The 25,054-nt window shown below is 50.6% G+C and carries 18 protein-coding genes and 1 pseudogene; 14 read left to right on the top strand and 5 right to left on the bottom strand.

Translation table 11 applies throughout. The features are described 5' to 3' along the window. Positions 1-7: 7 nt before the first annotated feature. A complete protein-coding gene (locus tag M1D61_RS21010) occupies positions 8-544 on the bottom strand; it encodes a chromate transporter (RefSeq protein ID WP_458120482.1) in 537 nt (178 codons plus the stop codon). A gap of 12 nt (positions 545-556) precedes the next feature. Further along, a complete protein-coding gene (locus tag M1D61_RS21005; RefSeq protein WP_458120481.1) occupies positions 557-1,192 on the bottom strand; it encodes a chromate transporter in 636 nt (211 codons plus the stop codon). Positions 1,193-1,808: 616 nt separating this feature from the next. Between M1D61_RS21005 and M1D61_RS21000 the strand changes: the two genes are divergently transcribed. From M1D61_RS21000 to M1D61_RS20950, 11 genes and pseudogenes are all read left to right on the top strand, one after another. Further along, entirely contained in the window at positions 1,809-2,300 is a 492-nt protein-coding gene (locus M1D61_RS21000) for a PTS sugar transporter subunit IIA (RefSeq protein ID WP_458120480.1), read from the top strand. Between the two features lie 129 nt (positions 2,301-2,429). After that, positions 2,430-3,190 (top strand): annotated as a pseudogene (locus tag M1D61_RS20995) (peptide-methionine (S)-S-oxide reductase). A gap of 840 nt (positions 3,191-4,030) precedes the next feature. Beyond that, a complete protein-coding gene (locus tag M1D61_RS20990; RefSeq protein ID WP_458122580.1) occupies positions 4,031-4,888 on the top strand; it encodes a carbohydrate ABC transporter permease in 858 nt (285 codons plus the stop codon). Beyond that, entirely contained in the window at positions 4,885-5,769 is an 885-nt protein-coding gene (locus tag M1D61_RS20985; RefSeq protein WP_458120479.1) for a carbohydrate ABC transporter permease, read from the top strand. Before M1D61_RS20990 ends, M1D61_RS20985 begins: the two co-directional genes overlap by 4 nt. Before the next feature lie 14 nt (positions 5,770-5,783). Next, positions 5,784-7,151 carry an ABC transporter substrate-binding protein gene (locus tag M1D61_RS20980; protein WP_458120478.1) on the top strand — a complete coding sequence of 456 codons (1,368 nt, stop codon included), beginning with the start codon at positions 5,784-5,786 and terminating at the stop codon, positions 7,149-7,151. 150 nt (positions 7,152-7,301) lie between these two features. Next, a complete protein-coding gene (locus M1D61_RS20975; RefSeq protein ID WP_046216217.1) occupies positions 7,302-8,297 on the top strand; it encodes a LacI family DNA-binding transcriptional regulator in 996 nt (331 codons plus the stop codon). A 1-nt stretch (position 8,298) separates the two neighbouring features. Further along, positions 8,299-9,294 (top strand): N-acetylglucosamine kinase, encoded by a 996-nt coding sequence (locus M1D61_RS20970; RefSeq protein WP_458120477.1) that lies wholly within the window; start codon positions 8,299-8,301, stop codon positions 9,292-9,294. A 91-nt stretch (positions 9,295-9,385) separates the two neighbouring features. Next, entirely contained in the window at positions 9,386-10,720 is a 1,335-nt protein-coding gene (locus M1D61_RS20965) for a 6-phospho-beta-glucosidase (protein ID WP_458120476.1), read from the top strand. 56 nt (positions 10,721-10,776) lie between these two features. Next, positions 10,777-12,048 (top strand): glycosyl hydrolase family 8, encoded by a 1,272-nt coding sequence (locus tag M1D61_RS20960; RefSeq protein ID WP_458122579.1) that lies wholly within the window; start codon positions 10,777-10,779, stop codon positions 12,046-12,048. Positions 12,049-12,347: 299 nt separating this feature from the next. Then, complete coding sequence (locus M1D61_RS20955) at positions 12,348-13,175, top strand: endonuclease/exonuclease/phosphatase family protein (protein ID WP_458120475.1); 828 nt, start codon at positions 12,348-12,350, stop codon at positions 13,173-13,175. A gap of 341 nt (positions 13,176-13,516) precedes the next feature. After that, on the top strand, positions 13,517-14,191 hold the full coding sequence (locus tag M1D61_RS20950; protein WP_458120474.1) for a hypothetical protein: 675 nt from the start codon (positions 13,517-13,519) through the stop codon (positions 14,189-14,191). A gap of 128 nt (positions 14,192-14,319) precedes the next feature. Here M1D61_RS20950 and M1D61_RS20945 read toward each other — a convergent pair whose 3' ends face one another. Next, positions 14,320-17,499, bottom strand: a complete 3,180-nt coding sequence (locus tag M1D61_RS20945) for a DEAD/DEAH box helicase (protein ID WP_458120473.1) — start codon at positions 17,497-17,499, stop codon at positions 14,320-14,322. Beyond that, positions 17,496-18,758, bottom strand: coding sequence for a hypothetical protein (locus M1D61_RS20940; RefSeq protein ID WP_458120472.1), 1,263 nt, complete (start codon positions 18,756-18,758; stop codon positions 17,496-17,498). The genes M1D61_RS20945 and M1D61_RS20940 overlap by 4 nt, the downstream gene beginning before the upstream one ends. A gap of 369 nt (positions 18,759-19,127) precedes the next feature. On the opposite strand from M1D61_RS20940, the gene M1D61_RS20935 reads away from it, so the two are divergent. Next, positions 19,128-20,441: a diguanylate cyclase domain-containing protein gene (locus tag M1D61_RS20935; protein ID WP_458120471.1), complete on the top strand. Its 1,314-nt coding sequence runs from the start codon at positions 19,128-19,130 to the stop codon at positions 20,439-20,441. 64 nt (positions 20,442-20,505) lie between these two features. Here the strand turns inward: M1D61_RS20935 and M1D61_RS20930 are convergent, their stop codons facing one another. Next, a complete protein-coding gene (locus M1D61_RS20930; RefSeq protein ID WP_458120470.1) occupies positions 20,506-20,883 on the bottom strand; it encodes a YidH family protein in 378 nt (125 codons plus the stop codon). Positions 20,884-21,414: 531 nt separating this feature from the next. On the opposite strand from M1D61_RS20930, the gene M1D61_RS20925 reads away from it, so the two are divergent. Together M1D61_RS20925 and M1D61_RS20920 are read left to right on the top strand one after the other, a co-directional pair. Beyond that, complete coding sequence (locus M1D61_RS20925; RefSeq protein ID WP_458120469.1) at positions 21,415-22,995, top strand: response regulator transcription factor; 1,581 nt, start codon at positions 21,415-21,417, stop codon at positions 22,993-22,995. A gap of 42 nt (positions 22,996-23,037) precedes the next feature. After that, a complete protein-coding gene (locus M1D61_RS20920; protein ID WP_458120468.1) occupies positions 23,038-24,831 on the top strand; it encodes a sensor histidine kinase in 1,794 nt (597 codons plus the stop codon). Positions 24,832-25,054: the final 223 nt, after the last annotated feature.

The following is a 25,054-nucleotide window of genomic DNA, read 5'->3' as shown; positions in this document are numbered from 1 at the left end:
CCAAAGTCTAAAAAAATGCCATTCCCAGCACAGCTGATCCGGCAATAACGAGCAGCGGATGAAGTTTATATTTGACAATCGCCATAAAAGCGAAACCTCCGATCAGCAGAATCATCCAGTTCATCGGCTGCAGCAGGGAAGCCCATCCGCTGGCGAACCCGAAGTGAATCGCCGCATAGATGATCAGACCTGTAATGATCGGTCGCAGGCCGTAAAAAGATGATTTCATCATCGGACTGTTGTTGATTTTGTAAAAGAAGCTGGCGATCAGCACGACGAGTACCAGCGAAGGCAGGACAATACCGCCGGTTGCAGCGAATGCACCGCCGATTCCTGCAGTCTGATAGCCGATTAGTGTCGCACTGTTGGTCGCGATCGGGCCGGGAGACATGCCCGCAAGCGATACGGTCTGCTGAAAATGCTCCGGGGTCAGCCAGCCGTAACGTTCGGAATCATGCTGGATCATCGGGATGACCGCATAACCGCCGCCAAAGGAAACAAAGCCTATTTTGAGAAATGAAACAAACAGCTGCCACAGTATCACCGGAGCACCTCCTTAAATATAATATTCAATCTGCGCCTGGCGATCCTGATCGGCAGGTCTTTCTTTTTCCGTTCGGGCATTCAGTCCGAAATGCTTTTTAATGCGGATAATCAGGATGCCGAGCAGCAGACCGCACAGAATAAGAATAACCGGGTTCAGCCCGGTGATCAGCAGCAGGATGAGCGAGCCTGCCGCTACGGCGATCGTTGTACGGTCGAACAGTGCATTTTTGCCCATCCGGTAAGCGGCCACAGCGATCAGACCGATCACTGCCCCTTTGATTCCGAGGAAAGCGGCCTGTACCTTGTGCACGTCTCCGAACCGGGAATAGAACAGGCTGATCGCAAACACAATCAGAAATGTAGGAAAAGTAATCCCGAGCAGCGCTGCAATCGCGCCGGGAACCCGTCCCATCCGATAACCGATAAAGGTCGAAGCGTTTACCCCGACCCCGCCGGGAGCCGAGCCAGCGAGCGATAGCAGATCATCCAGCTCCTGCTCGGTGATCCAGCGGCGCTTATGGACAATCTCGCGTTCAATCATCGGAATCATGGCATAGCCGCCGCCAAAGGTGGCAGGACCTATTTTAAAAAAGACAAGGAATAACTCCAGCAGTATGTGGAATGAATATCTATATGGTTTCTTCATTACCGTCTCCTTTTCTACTTTGTTCAGTATACCACCTTTTTACCAAAATGAAATTAACTTAGGGAAAGAGAGAGCGGAGTGAACAGGAAAAGGGAGCAACAGCGCCGACTGCGTCTGGATCACGCGTAAAAAGCAATGACAATAACGTGAAAGTGCAAATAAGCAGCACAGCATTGGAGGCGATTATAACAGGGAACCCTGGTACAAATAGCTTTATGCTATTTTGGTTAAAAGATAAGAGATGAAAAATAAATGATAAAAATTAAAAGGTCAGACCTGCAAAATACATATACATACTCTCTTCACTGTCGGCTTCGCCAAATTACATCGTTCTCTTCCAGAGCATTATAACGCGCTCGTTTGACATAGCGATTGCAGCCCTTATATGATTAATTGATATCCATGCCTGTCCTATATACAGATATTCAGGCAGCCCGGGATCAGTGCATCCGTACAATGGTGAGAATCCGATCCGCTGCGCAGTTTGGCTTATTAACAAGCAGCTTCACTGTCCGTTTATTTTCGACTGCTGCGAGAACTGTATCCAATTCGTTGAGCCAAATTCTGCGATCCCACTCACCCATGATCCGGCACACAACAAGGAGGTAGTACAACCATGCTGTCATTTTTCAAAAAAAACAAAACACAGACGATAGACATTCCTGCACCCATCACAGGGAAAGCGGTCGATCTGTCCAATGTACCGGATCCGGCTTTTGCCCAGAAAATGATGGGTCAGGGTATCGCTATCGAGCCTACCGAAGGCAAAGTATTCGCTCCATTTGATGCCAATGTAGCCCAGATGTTCAAGACCAAACACGCGATCATGCTGGAGCACAGCTCCGGTGTTCAGATATTGATCCACGTCGGTGTGGATACCGTTTCGCTCAAAGGTGAAGGCTTCCAGGCTCATGTAGCGACAGGTGATCAGGTCAAAAAAGGCCAGCTGCTGCTGGAGTTCGATATTGCCCAGATCCAGGCGGCAGGCTATCCGGTTATCACGCCGGTCATTATTCCTGACGGTCAGGACGCACTCCAGGGTGTGGAAGAATATACCGGCAGTGTCACTGCTGCGCAGGATAAAGTACTGACCATTACCGTTTCCTGATCAGATATACCATTCAGCATAAAAGCATCATAAGCGCATGGTCGGTTTCTTTTGAAGCGAACATGCGCTTGTTGTTATGGAAAGAGAGGATCATCCGGCGTAGTAGTGGTTTATAGGTAGAGAGGAGGGATGAATATGCGTGCAGAGAAGCAGAATGCAGAGCATCATGAAATGACGACGGAACCAAATGCTGTAGAGACCGAGACGCTTACTCTCGGCATGGGCTGTTTCTGGGGACCGGAGGCATTGTTCGGTCATCTGGCAGGTGTGCTGCATACCCGAACCGGCTATGCAGGCGGCACAACACAGTCACCGGTATACCGTCAGCTCGGAGATCATTCGGAGACAATAGAGATCACCCGTCCATTATTACGCTGAAGCAGCTGCTGGAGCTGTTCTGGAATCATCATAATCCGGCAGTGATCAATGATTATAAAGGACGCCAGTACCGTTCACTGCTGTTTTACCGGAATGAACAGCAGCTTCATATGATGCAGCAGATGCAGCAGTCGGCAGCTTCGACCAATGCATTTTTCATCAATAACAGGAATCATGCCCATACGTCCAGATCGTCCACAGCCTCCTCTCCAATCGCTCCAGATGTACCGGAGAAAAGGCGGCTGACCGAGATTCAGTCTTATGATGCATGGTATCCGGCTGAAGAGCGGCATCAGAAGTATTATTTGCAAAGACAGCATGAGCTGATGGATCAGCTGGGTGAACTGTATCCGGATCGGGAAGAGCTGTTCCGCTCCACGCTGGCTGCCAGGCTGAATGGATACAGCCGTGGACATGTGACGCTGGCACAGATCCGGCAGGAACTGGTATGTTGGCGGATACCCGTGGAGCAGCAGCGCAAGATCGATGGTTGGCTGGCGGATACACTGTAGACCGGTGCAGCAGATGTACGATATCAGTCATCTGCTGCACCGGAACAGACCGCATATATCACATGGGATAGCATCCTTTTTTGAAATTAGGAAGCATTCTTTGTCAGATTACTATTTGGCGTGAAATGGAAACCTGTTTTATACCCTGCTAAAAGGACATTCTAAATTCAAAAGGAAATTTGGCCTTTTTCAATATAAACGCATTCATTTATAGGCTATATCATTAATACATCTTGGGAATAGGCAAGAACAGCCCGGACCCGTCCATATGCTGCCGTCTCTAATTCTGACCAACCTTCTTATTACCCGGCACCTATCGACCGATTTACCCCAAACAATTTAAACAATATACTGGGATCAAATTCAATTAAATGTCTTTATGTGATAATTTTAATAACATATAAAAAATAGAAAATGCCTATTTAGCAGCCATCTAGTCAAATATACTCACATAAAAAGTGCGAAAATCGGAAAATCCTATTGTAATCAGCAACAAGATCATCTATGATAAACCCAATCAAAAAGTTATAACGCTTTAATTTTAAAAAGTAAATGACAGATACGATCTACTGGCTGTCTCACTACAGAACCTTACGCAACAGAGGGACTATCATAACGACATCTGCATGCTAAAAGTTATCACTCTGCCATGTATGTATCATCATTTTGCAAAAGGAGGATCGGTGTAATATTATTCGTTCCTGCAAGGCTATCCTGTTACAATCATTCATCAGGTGTATCTTTTGTCTAAAAGTTAAAGCGCTATAACTTAAGGTTTAAATTCAACAGCTGGGAAGTGATCAATTGCTGACTCGTGAGATGAGACGTGAGACTTGGTTGATGTACGCTTTTATATCGCCCTGGATTATTGGCTTTACAGTGTTTGCCCTGTTCCCGATTCTGGCTTCGCTGTATTACAGCTTCACCGACTATGACATTATCCATTCGCCGCGCTGGGTCGGGCTGGATAATTACCGGGAGATGTTTGCAGACGACCTGTACTGGAATTCGGTTATGGTCACGCTCAAGTATACGTTTATCAGCGTGCCGCTGCAGCTGCTGCTGGCAATGGGCTTCGCCCTGCTGCTGAATCAGAAGCTGCCGTTCAAAGGGTTTTTCCGAACGGCCATGTATTTCCCGAGTATGGTGTCGGGGGTGGCGATGTCACTGCTCTGGTACTGGGTGTTCAATCCGCAGATCGGGCTGTTCAACTACGTGCTGTCCTGGTTCGGTGTCAAAGGGCCTGCCTGGCTGATGGACCCGGATACCGCATTGTATTCACTGATTATCATGTCGTTCTGGGGTGTCGGTGGAGCGATGATCATTTTCCTGGCCGGTCTGCAGGGGGTTCCGACGAGCCTGCTGGAAGCGGCCAGACTGGATGGAGCAGGCAGGTTGTCGATTTTCTGGCATGTGACGCTGCCGATGATCTCGCCGGTACTGCTGTTTCAGCTGATTCTCGGTGTAATTGAGTCGTTTCAGGTATTCACGCAGGCTTTTGTTATGACCCATGGAGGTCCCAATTATTCGACCTGGTTCTACGTGTACGGGCTGTATACAAGCGCATTCAAGGAATACCGAGCAGGATATTCATCAGCGATGGCCTGGATTCTGCTCATCGTGGTACTTATCGTCACGTACATGATTATGAAGCTGTCCAACCGGTATGTGTACTATGAAGGAGGGAAAAGCCGATGATTACGTCCAACCGGATGCAGGAGTCGGAAGTATGGACAGCGACCCGGCCGAGGCGCAAAGTCGACTTTACCCGGGTGCTCAGCTTTATCCTGCTGATCCTCATTACGCTGACCATGTTGATGCCGCTGGTCTTTATGGTTACGACGTCGTTCAAGGCCCAGCGGGAGACGATGCAGTATCCGCCGACGCTTTTCCCGGATAGTCTGCAGTTCAGCAATTACGTGGATATTTTCTCCCGGCTGCAGTTTGGCACGATGTATCAGAACAGTCTGATGATTGCGGGGATTACGGTGCTGGCTACGCTGCTGTCTTCGTCACTGGTAGCCTACGGATTCGCCTGTTTTCGCGGGAAAGGACGCAATCTGATGTTTATGCTGCTGCTCAGTACGATGATGCTGCCTTATCCGGCGATCATGATTCCGCAGTTTGTGCTGTTCAGCAAGCTGGGCTGGGTAGATACTTTTTTGCCGTTGATCGTACCTGCCTTTTTCGGATCTGCGTATAACATATTCCTGCTGCGTCAATTTTTCGCCAATTTGCCGGAAGAACTGTTCGATGCCGGTCGGATGGACGGATGTACCGAGATCGGGATGTACTGGAAAATTGCGCTGCCGCTGTCCGGTGCCGCGATGGCGACGGTGGCGATCTTTTCCTTCATTTATAGCTGGAACGATCTGCTGACTCCGGTACTGTATCTGAACTCGTCGGATATGTTCACACTGCCGGTCGGTATGGCTTCGCTGACTTCATCCAAATTCCGAGTCGCGCCATGGCATCTGCTGATGGTAGCGTCCGTACTGGCACTGCTGCCGATTGTCATACTGTTTATCCTGGCCCAGAAGCGCTTTGTCGAAGGCATCGTGCTGACAGGCATCAAATAAAGGAGGAGTCAGACATGATCAACAGAAAAAGGAAATGGTCCACCAGAATGCTGGCTGCGGTCAGTGCATTGTTTGCGATAGCTGTGATGCTGAGCGGATGCGGAGGAGGGAACAGCAGCGTGGGAGCCGATGGAGAGGCCGTCACGATTACGTACTATACGATTGATTCGCCGGACCGTACCTTTGTCGAGCAGCTGATTCCTGATTTTGAGAAGCAGCATCCCAATATCAAGGTCAAAGTCGCCACTGCGCCGTATGAGCAGTTTGACAGCAAGCTGCAGACGATGATTGCAGGCGGCAATGCGCCGGATATTACGTCTCATTTTGGATACGGCGGGTTTGCCGAGTACTACAACAAAGGCATGCTGCTGGATATGACCGATCTGCTCAAGCAGGAAGGATTTGATGCAGAAGAGTACAAGATTCCTAAGAACCTGATGGACATTTACCAGGTGGACGGTCATACGTACGGCATTCCATTCAGCTCCTATGTGACGCTGCTGCTGTACAACAAGGATCTGTTCGACGCTGCCGGTGTACCATATCCGCCATCGGATTATAACGACAAGAGCTGGACCTTTGACAAAATGGTCGCCGATGCGAAGAAGCTGACCGTGCTCTCCGATGATCCGAACAAGCAGCAGTATGGACTGCAATTCGGCTGGGGAGAGCTGGACAACCGCCCGTTCTACTTTGGTGCCAAGATGTATTCGGATGATACCTGGAAAAATGGCGGCATGCCGTCAGAGACCTACTTTGACTCGCCGGAAGCAATAGCAGCCTACAAGAAAATTTTCGGTCTGGTATTTGACGACAAGGTATCTCCGCCATCCGAATGGTCGGCCAGTGTAGCCGGTCAGGGCGGCGATCCGTTTGTCACCGGCAAAGTCGCCATGTCGGTCGGAGGATCGTGGATTCTGTCGGGAGCGAATGATTTCGGCTTCAATGTAGGTGTAGCAGCGGTGCCGGCTGGCAGCAATGACAAGGTTCGCAGTACATTGTTCGTCGATCCGCTCTTTATTCTCAAGGATTCCAAGCATCCCCAGGAAGCATTGACCTGGATTCAGTATCTGCTCCAGACCGATATCCAAAAGGAATCGATCGAACTGAGCGGCGGTACGCCTCCGGTCAACCAGGAAGCGGCCGAGGACTATTATGCCCACTTCAATACAATCGATCCCAAAGACCTCAAAAATGTGTACGAAGGCGCCTACCAGTACGGCTATGAATCGTTCAATCATCTGATCGCCAACTACTCCCAGATCAACGATATGATGATCAACGAAATGCAGCCGGTCCAGAATGGCAGCGCCAGGGTAGAGGATGTGATGCCGGGGGTCCAGAAGAAAATGGAAGAAATCCTCGCCCGTACCAAAAAATAAAATTCTGTCATAAATACCTGCAACTGTAGTGAGTACCGTATTCCTTCCTGTATAATGAGCACAAAAACGGATGTCAGCTTTACTGCAGTGAAGGAACTCATATTCAGTTCGCTGATACAGGAAAGACTGCATCAACGAGGAGAATACACAATGAAAGCCAGTATATTTGATGTTGCCAAACGTTCCGGTCTATCCGTGGTCACGGTATCCCGTGTGCTCAACGGTGCGGATACCGTACGGGAGAAAAATCGCCAGAAAGTACTGGATGCGATCAAAGAGCTGGATTATCGCCCGAGTGCGGCGGCACGTTCACTGGCCCGCGGCCGGACCGGAACGATCGGCCTGATCGTCACGACACTGCATGATTCCTTCTTTGACTCGATCGCCAAGGAGATCAATGATGCGCTCGCTCTGCACGGCTATTATCTGGCGATCTCGGTATCCAGCGGATTCGGCAATGAAGAGAGCCATTATCTGATCCAGGAAGATCGGGTGGATGGACTGATTCTGCTGTCACCTGTGGAGGAAGACCGGTTTGTCGCAGAACTCAAAAAGCGCAATATTCCCTATGTGCTGATCGATAATCAGCTGCAGGAGAACAATTCGGCCTCGATCAGTGTCGATAATTTCAGCGGCGGCTATGAAGCGACCCGGCACCTGCTGGAGCTCGGCCACCGCGAGATCGCCCATCTGAGCGGTCAGGAAGTATTCCTCAGTACCCGCGAGAGGCGGCAGGGCTTCCTCTGGGCGATGAAGGAAGCCGGATTGGAACCTTTTGCGATGGAACAGGGCACATATGGGGTGGAATTTGGCTATGAGATCGCGCAGAAATGGCTGAAAAGCGGCAGGCTGCCGACAGCATTGTTCGCCGGGGATGATCATATGGCGATTGGGTTTATCAATGCGCTGATGCGCGAGGGCATCCGTGTGCCCGAAGATATGTCGGTGATCGGTTATGATGACCAGACGCTCGCTTCGCAATTACATCCGCTGCTGACGACGATCCGCCAGCCTGCCGATCAGATCGGGCTGGCCGCCGTCGATATGCTGCTGCGCAAAATAGACAGCAAAAATAAACGCATGAATGGACTCAAATTAAAACCGGAGCTGATTATACGAAAATCGACTGCCGCTAGAGGTGAATAATGTGAACTACTACCTGGGTATTGATGCTGGCGGAACCAAGACGCTGGCCTATGTCACCGACGACCGTGGTCATCTGCTCGGCCGCGGCCTTGCAGGCAATGGCAATCATCAGGTCGCCGGACAGCTCGCTGCCGATCATATTGGGATGGCGGCGGATCAGGCGCTTCGGCAGGCCAGAATCCGGCTGGAACAGCTGGCCTTTAGCTGCTTTGGACTGGCAGGAGCTGACAGGCAGACCGATTATGACATTTTGCACCCGATGATCCATGGTCTGGGATTTGTGAATTATGAGATTGTATGTGATACGATTATCGGCCTGCGTGCCGGAACCCGCCGACCTTATGGCCTATCCGTTATCTGCGGGACCGGAACCAACAGTGCCGGTGTCTCGCCGGATGGAGAGATTTTTCAGTGCGGAGGATTTGATTACATGTATGGCGATTTTGGAGGTGGAGGATCGCTCAGCATCGAGGTATTCCGCACTGTGATCCGTGCATGGGATGGCAGGGAGCAGCCCACAGTGCTGACCGGGCTGCTGCTGGAGATGCTCGGTTATCCGGATGTGTCGACGATGTTCAACGATTATCTGGATCATCATCGCAGTGTTCCGCTCCGGGCAGCGGAGCTGTTATTTATAGCTGCCGCACGAGGAGACTCGGCAGCACTGGATATTCTTACACGTCAAGGTCGTGAGATCGGCAGGTCGGTCACGGCAATCGTTCACCGGCTCGGTATGCAGGAGGAGGCATTCGATGTGGTGATGGCCGGCAGCCTGCTGACCCGGGGAGACCGGGGCTGGATCAGCCCGCATATTGAATCAGCGATGAGCTCATGTGCTCCTCATGCCTCGTTGGTCCGGTTGGATATGGAACCGGTCGTGGGGGCGATACTTCGTGCGATGGATCATACTGGTGCTACGATCCATGAGAGCGTATACAAAACGCTGCGTAAGCATGGCAGTCTGCATCCGGTATCTGCAGAGACGATTGAACCATAAACCATAAGAACAAATTCTTTTATCATCACATATTGTGCCGCGTGGAATAGGGAATTATAGATTTTGACTATAATACAGGATGTGATCTGATATGCAAAAAGGATTGAAAATTGCAGTGATTGGCGGAGGTTCCTCCTATACGCCCGAACTGGTGGAAGGCTTTATCCGTTATTACAGCGAACTGCCGGTACAGGAGCTGTGGCTGGTCGATATTGAGCCGGGACTGCACAAGCTGAATATTGTTGGTGAACTCGCCAAAAGGATGGTAGCTGCTTCGGGATTACCGATGGAAGTTCATTTAACAACGCATCGTAGAGCGGCTATCAAAGGTGCCGATTTTATCAGCACTCAGATGCGTGTTGGTATGCTGGATGCAAGGGCACGGGATGAGAGCATTCCGCTGAAATATGGAGTGATCGGTCAGGAGACGACCGGACCGGGTGGCATGATGAAGGCGCTGCGTACGATACCGGTACTGCTGGACATCTGCCGGGATATCGAAGAGCTGGCGCCGGACGCCTGGCTGCTCAATTTTACCAATCCTGCCGGCATGGTGACCGAGGCGATAACGAGACACAGCAAAGTGCGCAGTGTGGGACTGTGCAATGCCCCGATTGGGATGATCAAATGGCTCACTTCCCAGTATAAAGTCACTGCCGACCGTGTATATGCCGAATTCGTGGGGCTAAACCATCTGCACTGGGTGACCCGGATTGACGTGGAAGGACAGGATAAGCTGACCGAGCTGCTGGACAGCCGACAGGAATATGCCGCAGTCAATGTCTCCCACCAGGATTGGGATGCAGATTTCCTGCGCTCGCTGCAGGCGTTGCCATCGTATTATTTGAAATACTTCTATATGACGCCAGCTATGCTGGAGGATCAGATGCAGGCCATTCAGGGTGAAGGCAGCCGTGCCGAAGTCGTGAAAAAGGTCGAAGAAGAGCTGTTCCAGCTGTACAGCGATCCCAATCTTCAGGAGAAGCCCAAACAGCTGGATCAGCGCGGGGGCGCCTATTATTCCGAAGCTGCCGTCAATCTGATGCGCTCCCTGTATAACGGTACCGGAGATGTACAGACGCTGAATGTACCCAATCGGGGCATTATCGATTTCCTGCCGGATGAGGCCTGTATTGAAGTGAACTGCGTGGTGACTGCGAATGGTCCGCTGCCGATCCAACTGACCAGGTTTCCCGAGCATATCAAAGGGCTGATCCATGCGGTGAAGACGTATGAGCAGCTGACGATCGAGGCAGCCATTACAGGTGACCGGGATATCGCGCTGCAGGCGATGGTTCATCATCCGCTGGTGCCTTCCGTCAACATTGCCAAAGCGTTGCTGGAAGAGATGCTGGAGACAAATCGCCCATATTTGCCGCAGTTCTTCCGCAGCAGAGCCGCTGACGTGGACAAAGCGCTGGTCTGATAAATAGGCAAACGGCTGTTCATTTCACCTACCAAAATGAAGGAGGAATTCAAATGATGCAACTTGTTGTCCGTAAGAGGAACACGATGAAAGCACGTCTGACCTATCTCTCCCTTGTTTTCGCAATGATTATCGCGTCCGTAGGCATGACCGGTGCCCCGGATACTGCCTATGGAGCCGGAGAGAAGAAGCCTTTTCCGCAGCAGGTGAATTATCCGGGAGTCATCAAGCCCAATCATATTACCCAGGCACAGATGAACCGGGATGTAGCGGGTTATTACGATTACTGGAAGTCGACCTATCTCAAACATGATCTGTCTTCACTGCCGGGCGGGTATTATGTGCGCGGTGATATTACCGGCGATGCCGAAGGATTTGAGCCTCTGGGTACGTCGGAAGGACAGGGCTATGGCATGGTGATCACTGCCCTAATGGCAGGGCACGATACCAATGCTCGTACCATTTATGATGGACTGTTCAAGACGGTCAGAGCGTATCATAGCAGCGGCAATCCGGCACTGATGGGCTGGGTGGTAGCGGATGATCCAGCCGCCCAGGGTCATTTCGGATCAGCGACCGATGGTGATCTAGATATTGCCTACTCGCTTATTCTGGCGGATCGGCAGTGGGGCTCCAGCGGCGCGGTCAATTATCTGGCCGAAGCCAAAAAGATGATCAATGCGATCAAAGCCAGCTACATTACGAGCAATAACAGCATCAATCTGGGCGACTGGGATTCCAAATCCAGCTACGATACCCGCCCTTCCGACTGGATGCTCAGTCATCTGCGCGCCTATTATGATGTGACCGGTGACCAGACCTGGCTGAATGTGATCAACAATCTGTATAACAAATACTCGCAGTTCAGCGCAGCGTACTCCCCAACAACCGGCCTGATCTCCGACTTTGTCGTTGGCAACCCGCCCAAGCCGGCACCGGAATGGTTCCTGGACGAATTCAAGGAGACCAATGAATACAATTACAATGCTTCCCGTGTACCGCTGCGTATCGTAATGGATTATGCGCTCTATGGCGATACACGCGGCAAAAATATCGCCAATAAAATGGCGGTATGGATTAAGCAGAAAACCGGCGGCAATCCGGATAATATCAAGGACGGTTACCAGTTGAACGGTAATGATCGCGGCAGTTATGCGACTGCTGTATTCGTAGCTCCGTTCATCTCGGCCAGCGTCACGGACAGCAGCCACCAGGCCTGGGTGAACAAAGGCTGGAGCTGGATGGTTACGCACAAGGAGAGTTATTTCAGCGATTCGTACAATATGCTGAACCTGCTGTTTATCTCGGGCAACTGGTGGAAGCCTTGAGAATGAACAGATAAGCTGTCGTGTCATACATTTGTAGGATGAAGTACCATCCTGTCTGAATTCAAAGCTCGGATGAAGAGGACAGTTCGAATTGAGAGTCTCATTTCCATCCTGCACAGCAAATTCGCCAGACCGGGCAGCAGGGTCTGGCGAATTTGCTGTGTACTTCTTTACTATTGAACGACCCGGCAGCATGCCGAAAGTACCTTTTTTATAAAAGGAGCCGTAAGGGCATATGGTATAGTGGATACATACAGATTATCCGGCAAGACGATACCGGCCAAACAGGAGAGAAACCAATGAAATTACTTACACTGAACACCCATGCCTGGCACGAAGAGAATCAGCTGGAGAAGATCGGCCAGCTGGCTGCCTTTATTAATGAACAGCAGTTTGACGTCATTGCGATGCAGGAAGTGAACCAGCTGGCTGCCGAGGAAGTGGTAGCTGAGCATGATCTGGGGCGGTATTACACTGCAGATCCCGGGACGATTATTCGCAAGGATAATTATGCGTATGTGCTGCTTCAGCAGCTGGATGTCGACTATTACTGGACATGGATTCCCGTGCATTCCGCTTCCCAGCGCAAACTGGACGAGGGACTGGCGATTCTGTCAAGAACACCGCTGACTGATCATATGTATGGACATGTATCTCAGCTGCAGGACTACAACAATTCCAAAACCCGCAAAATCCTGGCCGTGCAGACCGAGCAGTCCGGACAGCCGGTCTGGCTGGTGAACGGTCACTTTGGCTGGTGGAATGATGAGATCGAGCCGTTCCGCCAGCAGTGGGATGAAGCCGAGAAGCTGCTGGAGCCGTATCAGGATCAACTGCTGTTCTTCCTCGGAGACTTCAACAATGTAGCCGAGATTCGCGGCGAAGGATACGACTATATGATGAAGCAGATCTGGCACGATACCTACACAGCCGCATCCGTCAAAGACGATGGCCACACTGTCGTTAAATCGATCGCCGGTTGGGAAGGCAATGCGCGCAATCTGCGAATCGACTACATTTATGCCAACCGCCCTGTACAGGTGCAATCTTCGCATGTCGCTCTTAACGGTGTAAATGGTGCAGTGGTGTCGGACCATTTTGGCGTGATGGCTGCGGTGGATATTTAAGGCATGGGAAAAGGACGAGCGGTTAGTTTTCTCATAAAGCTATCAAGCGCCGATAAAGGGACCTCCTCGTGACCCCGTCTTTCCGAATCACTGAACGAAAAGTGAATACTAAGTGCAAATAAACAAATACAAATAAAAGAAGGCTTTTTCTTAATGCAATGATGGATGTTGCTTAAAGAGAAAGCCTTCTTTAAATAAAGCTGCCATTTTTTGATCCTTATTGTAAATGTAAGTCAATAGAAAAATGATAACTAAATGGTACTTTATGGTAAAATAAAATTGTCTTATACGCCAACAGCCGCATGAAATACGACTACATCGAAGATAAAGGAGAATAATTAATGAGAAATAAAAAATGGATCATTTCACTCACCTCGGGAATAGTGATAAGCGGAATAACCATATTTGTCTATGCCCATTCATTTGCAGCCGAGATGCAGCAGGTGACACATGCTCCGCGGCAGCAGGTCGAGACGTATACGACACCGGTCGTAAAGTCGGATCGTTACCCGAATATGATTGATCCCAATGTCCCGCTGCCGGTATATTTTAATGTGACCGCCGATTATAAGCTGAATATTCCGACAAATTTGGCAAACAAGCAAGGATCTGCTGCTGCAGAAAACAGCTCACTTTATCAGGATGATCCTGACAATCCGATTACTGTGCTCAAGCGCACTCATGGAGTAATCACCGGCAAGGATAATCAACTAGTAACAATTACATACGGACTTCAAGACGGTAAATCAGAGATACGTGTCAGTCAATCTTTTAATGAAGGTACCAACGGCAAGCCGGTAACGATCAAAGCGTGGAAACAGGGCTTTGACGATCCGGCAACCGTGCTTACCGAGTTGGAGATCAACGGTCATCATGTGCTTGCCGAAGAAACGAATCATATCCGCAGACAAGTGTTCCTTTTTACAAACGATTACTTTTATGCGGTAAACAGTGCTGGTGGCAACGCGACTATGGAGCAGCTGCTCTATGTAGCCAGTCAGATTAAGGTGAACTGACAATCAGGAGTAAATACATCTTCATTTTGGGCTATGCGTATAAAGTAAAAAAAGCGTGATTGTTCTCTGAACAAATCACGCTTTTTGCGTATTCATTTTTGCCAATCAATTGTATATTCCTTTAACTTTTACACTTCAACCCACTCGCGCCGCAGACTGAACAGGCTCTGCAGTTCATCATTGGACAGCTCGGTAATCCAGCCTTCCGACGTGGAGATGATATTGTTACTGAGCTGCTGTTTGCTTTCCAGCATCTCGTCGATGCGTTCTTCCAGTGTCCCGAGAGAGATGAACTTGTGTACCTGCACATCCCGGGTCTGACCCATTCGGTATGCCCGGTCTGTCGCCTGATTCTCTACGGCCGGGTTCCACCAGCGGTCGACGTGGAAGACGTGATTGGCGGCGGTTAGATTGAGGCCGACGCCGCCTGCCTTGAGAGACAGAATGAATATATTCGGTTCGCCCGGAGACTGGAACTGCTCGATCATCCGGTCGCGTGCCGTTTTGGAAGTACTGCCGTTCAGGTACAGTACCGATTCGCCCAGATCCTCGCTGAGTACCCGCTGAATGATCTGCCCCATACCGATATACTGGGTGAAAATCAGGCATTTCTCGTCTTTGGAGCGCAGCTCGCGCACCATTTCCAGCAGCCTTTCCATCTTGGCGGAGCGGCTGACCAGCGCATCCAGATCTTCCGGTACATCCTCTACTTCCGGCGCATCCGGGTCCGGTGTCTGGACGCGGGTGTGCAGCAGTGCCGGATGATCGCAGATCTGCTTGAGCTGGGTCAGTGCAGACAGGATCGCGCCTTTGCGCTTCATGCCTTCCAGATCGTTCATATGCTGCATCAGCTGGTTGACCGCCTGATCGTACATGACACCCTGCTCCGGCGTGAGATTGATGTAGGTTTTCATTTCGTTTTTCTCCGGCAGATTGAGCTGGATATTCGGGTCTTTTTTCGTCCGGCGGAGCATGAACGGTTTGACCAGCTTTTGTAAATCCAGTGTTCGCTGCTCGTCCTGTTCTTTTTCAATGGCCTGGGCGAACCGGTCCTGGAATCCTTTCATGCTGCCCAGATAGCCGGGAGTGATAAAGTCATAGATCGACCACAGTTCGGCCAACCGGTTCTCGATCGGCGTACCGGTCAGTGCGACCCGGTGCAATGCCGACAGACTGCGCACCGTCTGGGACTGGCGGGTCTGGGCATTTTTGATGTTTTGCGCTTCATCCAGACAGATGGTTGCCCATGTTACCTCCTGCAGCAGCTCCTGATCGAGCGATGCGGTGGCATATGACGTCAGGATTACATCATGATCGCTAACCAATCGGTGAAAGGCTTCACCGGACAAGCGTTTACTGCCATAGTGCAGTGCGACCTTGAGTGATGGTGCAAAGCGCATAATTTCCTTTTGCCAGTTGCCGAGAACCGATGTCGGGCAGACGACCAGTGAGGTCGGATTGGATACCGCCGGGCTGACCTGGAGCATGGCAGCAGATGCAGCTGGGTCTGTATCCATGGTCTGCTGGCTGCCGACTGCGTTTACCGGTTCGGCATCGGTCATCTTGCTGATAAGCTCTTTTTCATCCGAGACAGGCGTGATTTCTGCTGCCGCTGCCAGCTGGGTATGCCGCATTTCTTCTTCAGCCGTCTCCCTCAGCAGACGGGACAGCCGCAGCGTCTCGGAGGCGGCATCTTCCTTGATATGCAGCAGATAGGTGATCAGCTGGATCGTTTTGCCGAGACCCATATCATCGGCGAGGCAGGCACCCAGTCCGAATCGGCGCAGGAACGACAGCCAGGAGAATCCTTCCTGCTGATACGGCCGCAGCTGGGCGTTTAGACTGGCAGGCACCGGGATGAGCGGCATGTCATTTTGCTGGCTGATCTGGCTGATCAGTCCGGCGAGATGTTCATTCAGTTCCACTTCGATCTCAATTCGCTGATTCTCTTCTTCTTCCGCTTCGACTTCTTCCTCTTTGGCAGTGGCAGCACGGCTCTGCCGCATTAGATGCAGCTGCAGTACATCCTGAAAGGACAGCCCGCGCCGCCGGTCGATTCCATTCATCGCGCGGCGAATCTGTTCCAGCAGTTCCGGATCGAGTACAATCCACTGGCCGCGGAACAGGGCAAGACGCTCCTGTTTCTCTGCCAGTTCGGCGAATTCTTCTTCGGTCAGCTCGGTCTCCCCAATCGAGACCCGCCAGTCAAAGTCGATCAGTGCATCCAGTCCGAAGAATGATTTGCCGGTGCGTTTCTCTTCGTCCTCGCTGACCTTGGCTTTGAGCTTCGGCCGCTTGCGCCGGGCAGCTTCCCACCACGCCGGTAGCAGCACCAGCCAGCCGGATTGCAGCAGCCGGTTGCTGTACTGGGACAGGAAGCGCCACGCCTGTTCATTATTGAGCGTTCGGCCGATCATATCGTCGGATGTCGCAAACTGCGTCACCGGCAGAACCGCACGCAGCTGCTCCCGCCAGCCGGCAGAGCGATCACGCACATGATGTTCCCATCCCGCCGGCCAGTCGCCTTCCGCATATCCATTCATTTCCAGTCGTATCGGTACCAGATGGGTCTCGTCCGCTTTGTCCTGCAGTACCAATCGCAGCCGCCAGCCGCTGTTCGTATCCTCGGGTTCCAGCAGTTGCAGTGCCGGACGGAAAGGCGCTGTATCGCTTTTCCAGCCGATCGAGACGAGCCAGGTATTCTCATCCAGCCCGGCGGTGCTGTTATTCCGGTCAAATAACTGCGGATATTCCCGGCGCAGATCTGCGGCTTCCGCTTCATTATTGTAATAACGTTCAAATACCGATGCCGAGAACGCCGCCTGCAATCCCTGCAGGAAGCTGTTATCCGCTTCTTTCAGTACCGCCTGGACTTCGGCCTTTTGGCGGCCCCGTCCGGCGGATTTGATCACTTCATCCGTATCCCACTGCCACTGCAGTTTGCCGCGGCGGTAGGCGGTCAGACTCGGCATATATTTTTTGTTGTCGAGGCTGGAGAGCAGATAGGGAGCCAGCATACGCAGCTGGGCGGCATCACCTTCCCACTGCCAGTTCACATGGTGCAGCAGCTTCTGATCGGCAAAGAACGAGATCACCTGCTCCGCAGGCAGAATGATCAGCTCCACCTCCGGCGTATGTTCCACCTGAAGCTCTGTACCGTAAAAGGAAGGCTCATGCCAGGCAAACAGCAGATGCTTGAGATACATCGCCGGGACGAACCCGTACGCTTCCTTGGAACCGTAGATCAGAGCATCACCGTATTCGCTGATCCCCGCCTGTATCGTGATATTTTGCAAATAATGGCTCATGGAATCAGTTTTCCTTTCCGTAATTCTTCCTGAAGAGCGTGCAGGCGGCTGTGCCGTCCGGTGAACTGCTCCATGAACTGTTCCCAGCGCTCTTCCTGTTTGATTTTTTTGTATAGTTTGGACAGGCGTTTGAGCAGCTTCACTGCCGCTTTGTAGCCGTCCCTGTTTTTCTGGGCCATATGACGCTCCACCGCCTGATGGTAAAAGGGCAGGAGCATTTCCGGGGCGTTCATTTCCAGCGGCTTTAGCTCGGTCACCTTGTAACCTGCCGGGTCCTTGCCCGAGGAGAGCTGATAATCCATCCACTGCTGCCATTTGCCGTATTCCAGCAGCTTATCTTCGTAAAGGCGTCCGCCAAGCGGCAGCAGACTCTCCAGTACGGTCCACATGTGGCCTTCCGCTTCCGGCTGATGGCGAATTGCCTGTTCCCAGTAGTCGCCATAGCGATGCAGATCCGAGTACTGCCGCCGCAGAATCGGAGCGAGTGCGACGAGCCATTTGACCATGCGCGGCCACTGCTCATCCTGCTCCAGCTCTGCGAGTACATCCGGCAGCCGTTCGGGATAAAAGTCATGCCGATCTGCAGCCTGCTGCAGCGTCTCCAGTGCCTGATCGTCCTGTCCCAGCTGGAAATAAATATAGCTCTGCGCCAGCAGCAATGTAGCTTCAAACGAACTGCCAACTCTTCGTATACCCGTCTGCCGCTCTTCCTGCGGAACAGAATGTTCCAGTGCAGAGAGCTCCGCGCCGAGCAGCTGTTGTCCACGATCCAGCGGGAGAATCCAACTGCGCCAGAACCGATAGTAGCAGGACAGCAGCGCATACGAATCCCGAACTTCCGCCAGCATTTCGCGTCGGATATACGAGAGTGTATCGGTAAGCAGCCGATCCTCCTCCTTTTGCAAAGCAGGCAGCGGCTGAGTGAGCTGGGCTTCCAGCAGATTCTGCATCTCTGTCACCGCGAGCCGGGTATGATAACCGAGCGAGAGTGGAGTGGAGCCGGTAATTTTGTGGGTAGGCAGCATGACACTGCGATAGATCAGCAGCAGTGCATTGAGCCGGTACAGTGTCTGTCCTGCAGGTGTCAAATCCGGCCGATGTTTCATCATCAGCTGCAGCGCCTGTTCGGTATATTGAACATTACGAATGCTGTCTTCCAGCGGAAGGAGCAGCTTATGCATCTGCTGGTGCCAGATAGATATGGTGTGTCTTTCCGGATGCGAAGGGGCATCTGTATATGTTATGTCTTTAGGTTCCATAGGGTTCATTTCTCCTGCAATAAACTCAGAATTGGTATCCCCTTATTATATCACTTGAAGGTCATGAAATTGGTAGGGTTCGATAAAAAGATATAATTGCTTTTTGACGGGCTTTTCGATGAATAATGTTACTATGACTACTGTATATGGCATAGATCAGCAGCGGATATTTCATTGCGAACAGGGCCCTAATGTATACATCATAAAATTTCGCCAAAATTTTCTCCAAATCGGCGCTGTTCTCTCAATATTTGTCGTTGCAGCCGATATATCTTTTAATGAACAATACGGAAGGATAGGGATTCACCAGGGAAGGCGATTATTATTCCGCATCTCTGTTTGCCATCTCATCTGAAAGGAGGATAACTGATGGATTTTCACCAGTCGCTGCTTTCCAGCCTAAATGACCAGTCCCAGCTGCGTACGCTGATTGATCTGATTCCCGAATTTATCGTGCTTAAGGACGGTCAGGGATGCTGGCTCGTATGCAACAAGCTGGTTATGGATATTTATGATTTGGAGTTGGAAGATTATCTGAACCGTACCGATCTGGAGATTGCCCGTTACCGTCCGCAGTATACGGAGATTTTCGAATACAATCATCAAACGGATGAACAGGTCTGGACCAAAGGCTCTCCACTGCTGGTCGAAAAGTCATTTGTTACTCCTGATGGTGTACACCGCATATGGGAAGTCATGAAGACGCCCATTTTCGATGAATACGGCAACCGGCATCGGTTGGTCATTGTCAGTCGGGACGTAACCGAGCGCAAAAAGGCAGAAGAAGCCCTGCTCACCAGCCAGGAACAGTACAGATTGATCGCTGAGAACATGTCGGATGTGATTACCATGATGACACCAGAGCGGCAGCTTCAGTATGTCTCCCCTTCGCTGGAGTCGATGCTGGGCCATTCGCCCGAGCAATTTTACCAGCAGGAGCGTTTTTCTATGCTGCATCCCGAAGATTTCGAACGCTTTATTGCTTCATTCGAAAAAACCGTTGCTGATCGTTCCACCAATATCAAGGAAGAGTGTCGTTACCGCCATGCGTCAGGTCATTATCTCTGGTTTGAAATGAATATGACTTATGTAGCTCGCAGTGGAGAGGATACCGATTATGTGCTAATCGTATCCCGTAACATTATGGAGCGTAAAAATCACGAACAGCAGCTGCGCTCGCTTGCCTATATGGACCCGCTGACGGGTGTGCCCAATCGCCGGTACCTGATGAATCAGATGCATCAGGATATGCAGACCACTACCGAGAACGGAGCGCTGCTAGGAATTCTTTATCTGGATATTGACCGATTCAAGGAAGTGAATGATACGCTGGGACACGAAGCGGGCGATGAACTGCTCGTACAGATGGTGGAACGTATATCCGGAGAGCTTGGACCGATGGACACGATTGCCCGGATTGGCGGCGATGAATTTGTGGTTATTTTGCCGCTGATTGCAACGCGCAGCTGTATTGCCGAACTGGCCAACCGGATCTGTGGACATCTTCAGCAGCCGTGGACGCTGCAGTCGCAGCCGGTCATGACAGGTTCTTCGATCGGAGTATCGGTATATCCGCAGGATGGAGTGAAAGCGGAGGAGCTGCTGCGTTATGCCGACCGGGCCCTTTATACCGCCAAGCGATACGGACGGGGACAGGTCTGCTTTTATACAGATCATAAATAAGTAAGCATAAAGATGACCGCCAGAGTACGATATTCTGGCGGTTTTGTAATATGCGGCTGGAACACTACAGCAGCATCAGAATGACAAGCATAATCAGCAGGATCATGATAAATCCCAGTGCAGCCACAACAAACCAGATCAGTACACTGGTCGATTGAAAGCTTTCATTATTAATACCGCGCCGCTTGCGGAAATAGCTGTGTGTCGCAAGACCGAAGACACAGCCTCCCATCAGCACGGCACCGATCCCACCAATCGAAGCGATCAGATGACCGGTATGTGCAAACATTTCCGAGCGGAAAGTAAGCCCCGGAGCGAGAAAGCCGATGCCGAGAATGGCGAGACTGGTGCGAATCCATGCGAGATAGGTTCGTTCATTGGCCAGGTGCTGCTGGGTATATTTCGATTCATTGACCGATTCGGTATGAGGGGAATCAGGCATACACATCTCTCCTTGGTATAGATAATAACGTCTTTTCTCGGGTGTTCCCGTGCTGGTATGATAAGGGAAATAAAGGCTGCTGAGTGTGCTTGGACAGCAGCCCTATAAGAATGGAATTCAGATTGGAATGCTGAATACATATTATAGATTATGTTTAACCGCAAAATGGATTTGTATTACAATGAACTGATCATAAAGACTGGAACTCCATCCAGGACAGGTCTCCATTGGGCGAAAATTTCATGGAAATCAGCAGACGCGAATGCAGTATTTCCTTCCGGCAGTAACCGGGATACGCAAAACATTTTGTCCCGTAAATATGAATTATGTGATAGCATAAAAAGACAAAATCAGACATCTGGGATACAGCTATAATGTAAACGCTATCAATAGGAAGGAGTGCATATTACACTGCAGTACAGTGAGTGCTGCAGACATATAGACAGAGCGATCCGCAGATAAGCAGGAATTTCCGGTATGCTCATAATCGAACGTATAACTGAGGCATCTGGTGATATAGGGAGTGTCTGAATGAAAGAATTATGCAAAATATTGATCGTAGACGATGAAGTGCTGGTTCGTCAGGGAATCAAGCATTATCTGGTATGGGAACAATATGGATTTCAGATTATCGGCGAAGCTTCCAACGGTAGGGAAGCACTGGATCTGATCGATGAGCTGCAGCCTCATATTGTCATTACGGATATCGTAATGCCGGTTATGGACGGCGAGGAATTCACTCGGATCGTCAAGCAGAACTACCCGGAGATTGAAGTGATCGTGCTCAGCAGCTATGGGGAATTCAGCTATGTGCGCTCTACGTTCCAGAGTGGGGTGGCCGACTATATTCTCAAGCCCAAGCTGGAGACGCAGGAGCTGCTGCAGGTTTTGCAAAAGACTGCCCGGCGTATTCCTTCCATTGCCTATGACGAAGCGGCCGACGATGAGCAGGTAACTGTCGATCATATTATCGAGAAGCTGATTGCTGGATACGAGATGGATTATGATCCTGAGATGGTCGCCATTCATTTTCCGTATAACAGCTATACACTGGTCGGCATTCAGCCGCAGCAGCTGCGTATATCCGGCAGCGAACTTACCCTGCAGCAAAAAAGCAGCTATGTCTCAGCCATCAGCAGCCGGTTGGCCGAATGTATCGAGTCCGCCGGTGTACCGCTCAGTTTCCGCCCGGTAGCAGCCGATCCCCAGCTGATTATATTTCTATTGAATATGAATTCGGGTGACGAGAACCGTGTGACTGCGCAGATTCGGGAACTTGCTCAGGCGCAGGCAGCGGAGGAGCGGCAGACGGCCTGGGCGATGGGCGAAGCCTTTACCCGTATCGACCAGCTGGGGGTCGTTTACCAGCAGCTGGTCAAACTGCTGGAATACCGCTTCTATTTTCCGGAACGGATGCTTATAGTCGAAGCGGAACTGGGTGAACCTGTATCGCTTCCGGGAACATTTAATCTGAAGCAGTTTGCCGAGGAGATGCGCCGCGAGAACTTTGAGTCGGCATTTACCGAGCTGGACACGTATGTGCAGGCAATGGCCGGCAATTACCGGGCCACACCGTTTGAACTAAAATCCTTTCTCGGCAATATTATATTTAATATCATTACATTGCTGGGCAACCAGGATTATGACGTCAAGCAGCTGGATGAAGAAAAGTATGACTATTTCCGGGAGATTAACGATGCTGTTCATGTGCAGGCTACGGTGGCAGTGTTGAAGGAGTTTTTGGATCGGGTGAGTCTGCAGATTCAATCCCGTTCCTCCCAGAATGGCAGTGCCAATATGAAGATGCTGCTGGAGTATATCGAGGAACATTATGCAGAGCCGCTCAGCCTCACCGGACTGGGACATCATTTTCATTTCAATCCATCATATCTGTCGAGCTACTTTACGACGCATACCAAGGAAGGATTCAGTGAGCATCTCAACAAAATCCGTGTGGAAAAGGCCGCCGAGATGCTGCGCACCGATAGGTATTCCATTTCCGAGATCAGTGGCAAGGTCGGCTACTCGGACCATAGCTATTTCACCAAAGTATTCAAAAAATGGACCGGATTGTCCCCCAGTCAATACCGCCGCCAGCATGTACGCGGCTGACCCGGCGCAGTGTATCCGAACAGAAAATGAGTGTGAAGCCAGATGAATTGGAAGAAATATGCGCTCCGGTTTGAGCAGCAGGGTCTATTTTTTAAACTGTTTATCGTGATGGTCGTCAGTATTATCGCCGTTTGTCTGCTGACCTCCCTGGTGACGATACGGATGTCGGAGCGATTGTTCACAGAGACATTCAGCATTACTAATTCCAAAGTGCTGAATCAGATCAAAAGCAGTATGGAATCATTTAATGATTCGATTGTAAATGGGGTGAGCCATGCCTCACAGAACGGCACCGTCAAAAATTACCTGACCAGCGGGGAGAGCGACTCGATTACGATGTCCAGTTCCTATTTCGCCATGGGACAGCAGATGAAGCAGATCAAGTCAAACGTGGATGCCTATGATGTAGGCATAGTTGTGAGCGGTGTCAATGGACGCAGCTACTCGTCTGACTGGTCCTACTGGCCGGTCGATCCGGGCCAACTCGCCAAAAGCAAGCTGACCGAACGGACGATAGCCGAACCCAAGCGGCTGATGTACCAGTATGATGAAGAATCGGCCCAGTCCGGAGTGCTTAAGGACAGATACATCGTAGCCTCCAAAGCATTAATGGAGCGCACCAGCGGATTTCTGTACGGTACCATTTATATCGCGATCAAGGAGCAGGAATTCAAACGCTTCTATAGTAATTTTACGAGTACCGGCAGCGATGTGCTGCTCCTGAATGCCAATGGCCGGATCATCTCCAGCAATCAGGAGCAGCTGATCGGCACCTTTTCCCCTGATCTGCTCGGTTATGCCAAAGAAATTAATAAGCAGAAGCTCAATTACAAAAATGCCGATGTGATGGGCAAAAACCATATCATCCTGTCCAACCATATCCCGTCCTATGATATCTACCTGGTCAATATGATCGACCGCGAGTATGCTGTCGGCCAGATCGTGAATGTGCGCGATATTGCGCTGATCTGTATCGGCATCGTCATGGCGGCTCTGCTGACCGTCTTCCTGATCTCCAGACGGCTCACCCAGTCACTGACCCGGCTGGTACGCCAGATGTCGACCATTACGGAAAAGGACTTCGGCAATTACGTGCATGTGACCGGCAGCTATGAAGTGCAGGAGCTGAGCCGTGCGTTTAATTATATGCTCGATGAGCTGAACGATTATATCGCCCGTCTGCTCCAGACGCAGAAAGAACAGCGCAATGCCGAGCTGGCTGCCCTGCAGCGGCAGATTAATCCGCATTTCCTGTACAACACCCTGGCTTCGATCAAGATGCTGGTGCAAAAAGGCAACAAGGATACCGCCGCCGAGACAATCAACGCGTTAATCTCGCTGCTGCAGAATACGATCAGTAATGTCAGCGAGACGATCACCATCGAGCAGGAACTGAATAATATGAAGAACTATGTATTCATCAACCATGTACGCTATGGCAACAAAGTACAGGTCAATTACTTTGTATCCCCGGATTGCATGGAGTATCATGTACCCAAGCTGATCATCCAGCCGTTTATTGAGAATGCCTTTTTCCATGCTTTTAATGAAAAAGGTGCTGGAGTAATCTATATCCTCGTCTCCAGGCTGGAAGATACGCTCGTCTGCGAAGTCGTCGATAATGGAGATGGCATGGACGGCCTCGAACAGGGCGAGCAAAGCGTACTGCCCAATCCCAAAAGCAAACGCCAGCTGTTTACCGGAATCGGCATCCAGAATGTACACCATCGCATCACCCTCCTATATGGAGAACAATACGGCGTCACCATCTCCAGCAAAAAAGGAGAAGGTACAAAAGTTAAAATCAGCCTGCCTCTGATTATTGAACAGCAATAGGGAGTCGGCAATAAGCATAAAGCATGCCAGACAAAAAAGAGAACAGAGAGCAGAACAAAAGCCATAACTCCTATAAAATAAAGACAGCACCAAGGTCGCAGATCAAAAAATAGAAGTAATACAAGAGATACATCCAACACATTTGCTCTTCCAGCAGATCGAAATGGGTGTATTTTATTAGAAGTAGGTGAATCTTTCTTCTATGTATAGTAGAGAGTAGATA

Source organism: Paenibacillus sp. Z6-24 (genome assembly GCF_054161335.1).
Note: the sequence above shows the minus strand (reverse complement) of the source record. Positions and strands in the feature narration are given on the sequence as shown.

What these genes read in the sequence shown, in the direction of transcription:
- M1D61_RS21005 (WP_458120481.1), bottom strand. Translation starts at nt 1,192, where the DNA reads ATGAAGAAACCATATAGATATTCATTCCACATACTGCTGGAGTTATTC.
- M1D61_RS21000 (WP_458120480.1), top strand. Translation starts at nt 1,809, where the DNA reads ATGCTGTCATTTTTCAAAAAAAACAAAACACAGACGATAGACATTCCT.
- M1D61_RS20990 (WP_458122580.1), top strand. Translation starts at nt 4,031, where the DNA reads ATGTACGCTTTTATATCGCCCTGGATTATTGGCTTTACAGTGTTTGCC.
- M1D61_RS20985 (WP_458120479.1), top strand. Translation starts at nt 4,885, where the DNA reads ATGATTACGTCCAACCGGATGCAGGAGTCGGAAGTATGGACAGCGACC.
- M1D61_RS20980 (WP_458120478.1), top strand. Translation starts at nt 5,784, where the DNA reads ATGATCAACAGAAAAAGGAAATGGTCCACCAGAATGCTGGCTGCGGTC.
- M1D61_RS20975 (WP_046216217.1), top strand. Translation starts at nt 7,302, where the DNA reads ATGAAAGCCAGTATATTTGATGTTGCCAAACGTTCCGGTCTATCCGTG.
- M1D61_RS20965 (WP_458120476.1), top strand. Translation starts at nt 9,386, where the DNA reads ATGCAAAAAGGATTGAAAATTGCAGTGATTGGCGGAGGTTCCTCCTAT.
- M1D61_RS20960 (WP_458122579.1), top strand. Translation starts at nt 10,777, where the DNA reads ATGCAACTTGTTGTCCGTAAGAGGAACACGATGAAAGCACGTCTGACC.
- M1D61_RS20955 (WP_458120475.1), top strand. Translation starts at nt 12,348, where the DNA reads ATGAAATTACTTACACTGAACACCCATGCCTGGCACGAAGAGAATCAG.
- M1D61_RS20950 (WP_458120474.1), top strand. Translation starts at nt 13,517, where the DNA reads ATGAGAAATAAAAAATGGATCATTTCACTCACCTCGGGAATAGTGATA.
- M1D61_RS20945 (WP_458120473.1), bottom strand. Translation starts at nt 17,499, where the DNA reads ATGAGCCATTATTTGCAAAATATCACGATACAGGCGGGGATCAGCGAA.
- M1D61_RS20940 (WP_458120472.1), bottom strand. Translation starts at nt 18,758, where the DNA reads ATGGAACCTAAAGACATAACATATACAGATGCCCCTTCGCATCCGGAA.
- M1D61_RS20935 (WP_458120471.1), top strand. Translation starts at nt 19,128, where the DNA reads ATGGATTTTCACCAGTCGCTGCTTTCCAGCCTAAATGACCAGTCCCAG.
- M1D61_RS20930 (WP_458120470.1), bottom strand. Translation starts at nt 20,883, where the DNA reads ATGCCTGATTCCCCTCATACCGAATCGGTCAATGAATCGAAATATACC.
- M1D61_RS20925 (WP_458120469.1), top strand. Translation starts at nt 21,415, where the DNA reads ATGAAAGAATTATGCAAAATATTGATCGTAGACGATGAAGTGCTGGTT.
- M1D61_RS20920 (WP_458120468.1), top strand. Translation starts at nt 23,038, where the DNA reads ATGAATTGGAAGAAATATGCGCTCCGGTTTGAGCAGCAGGGTCTATTT.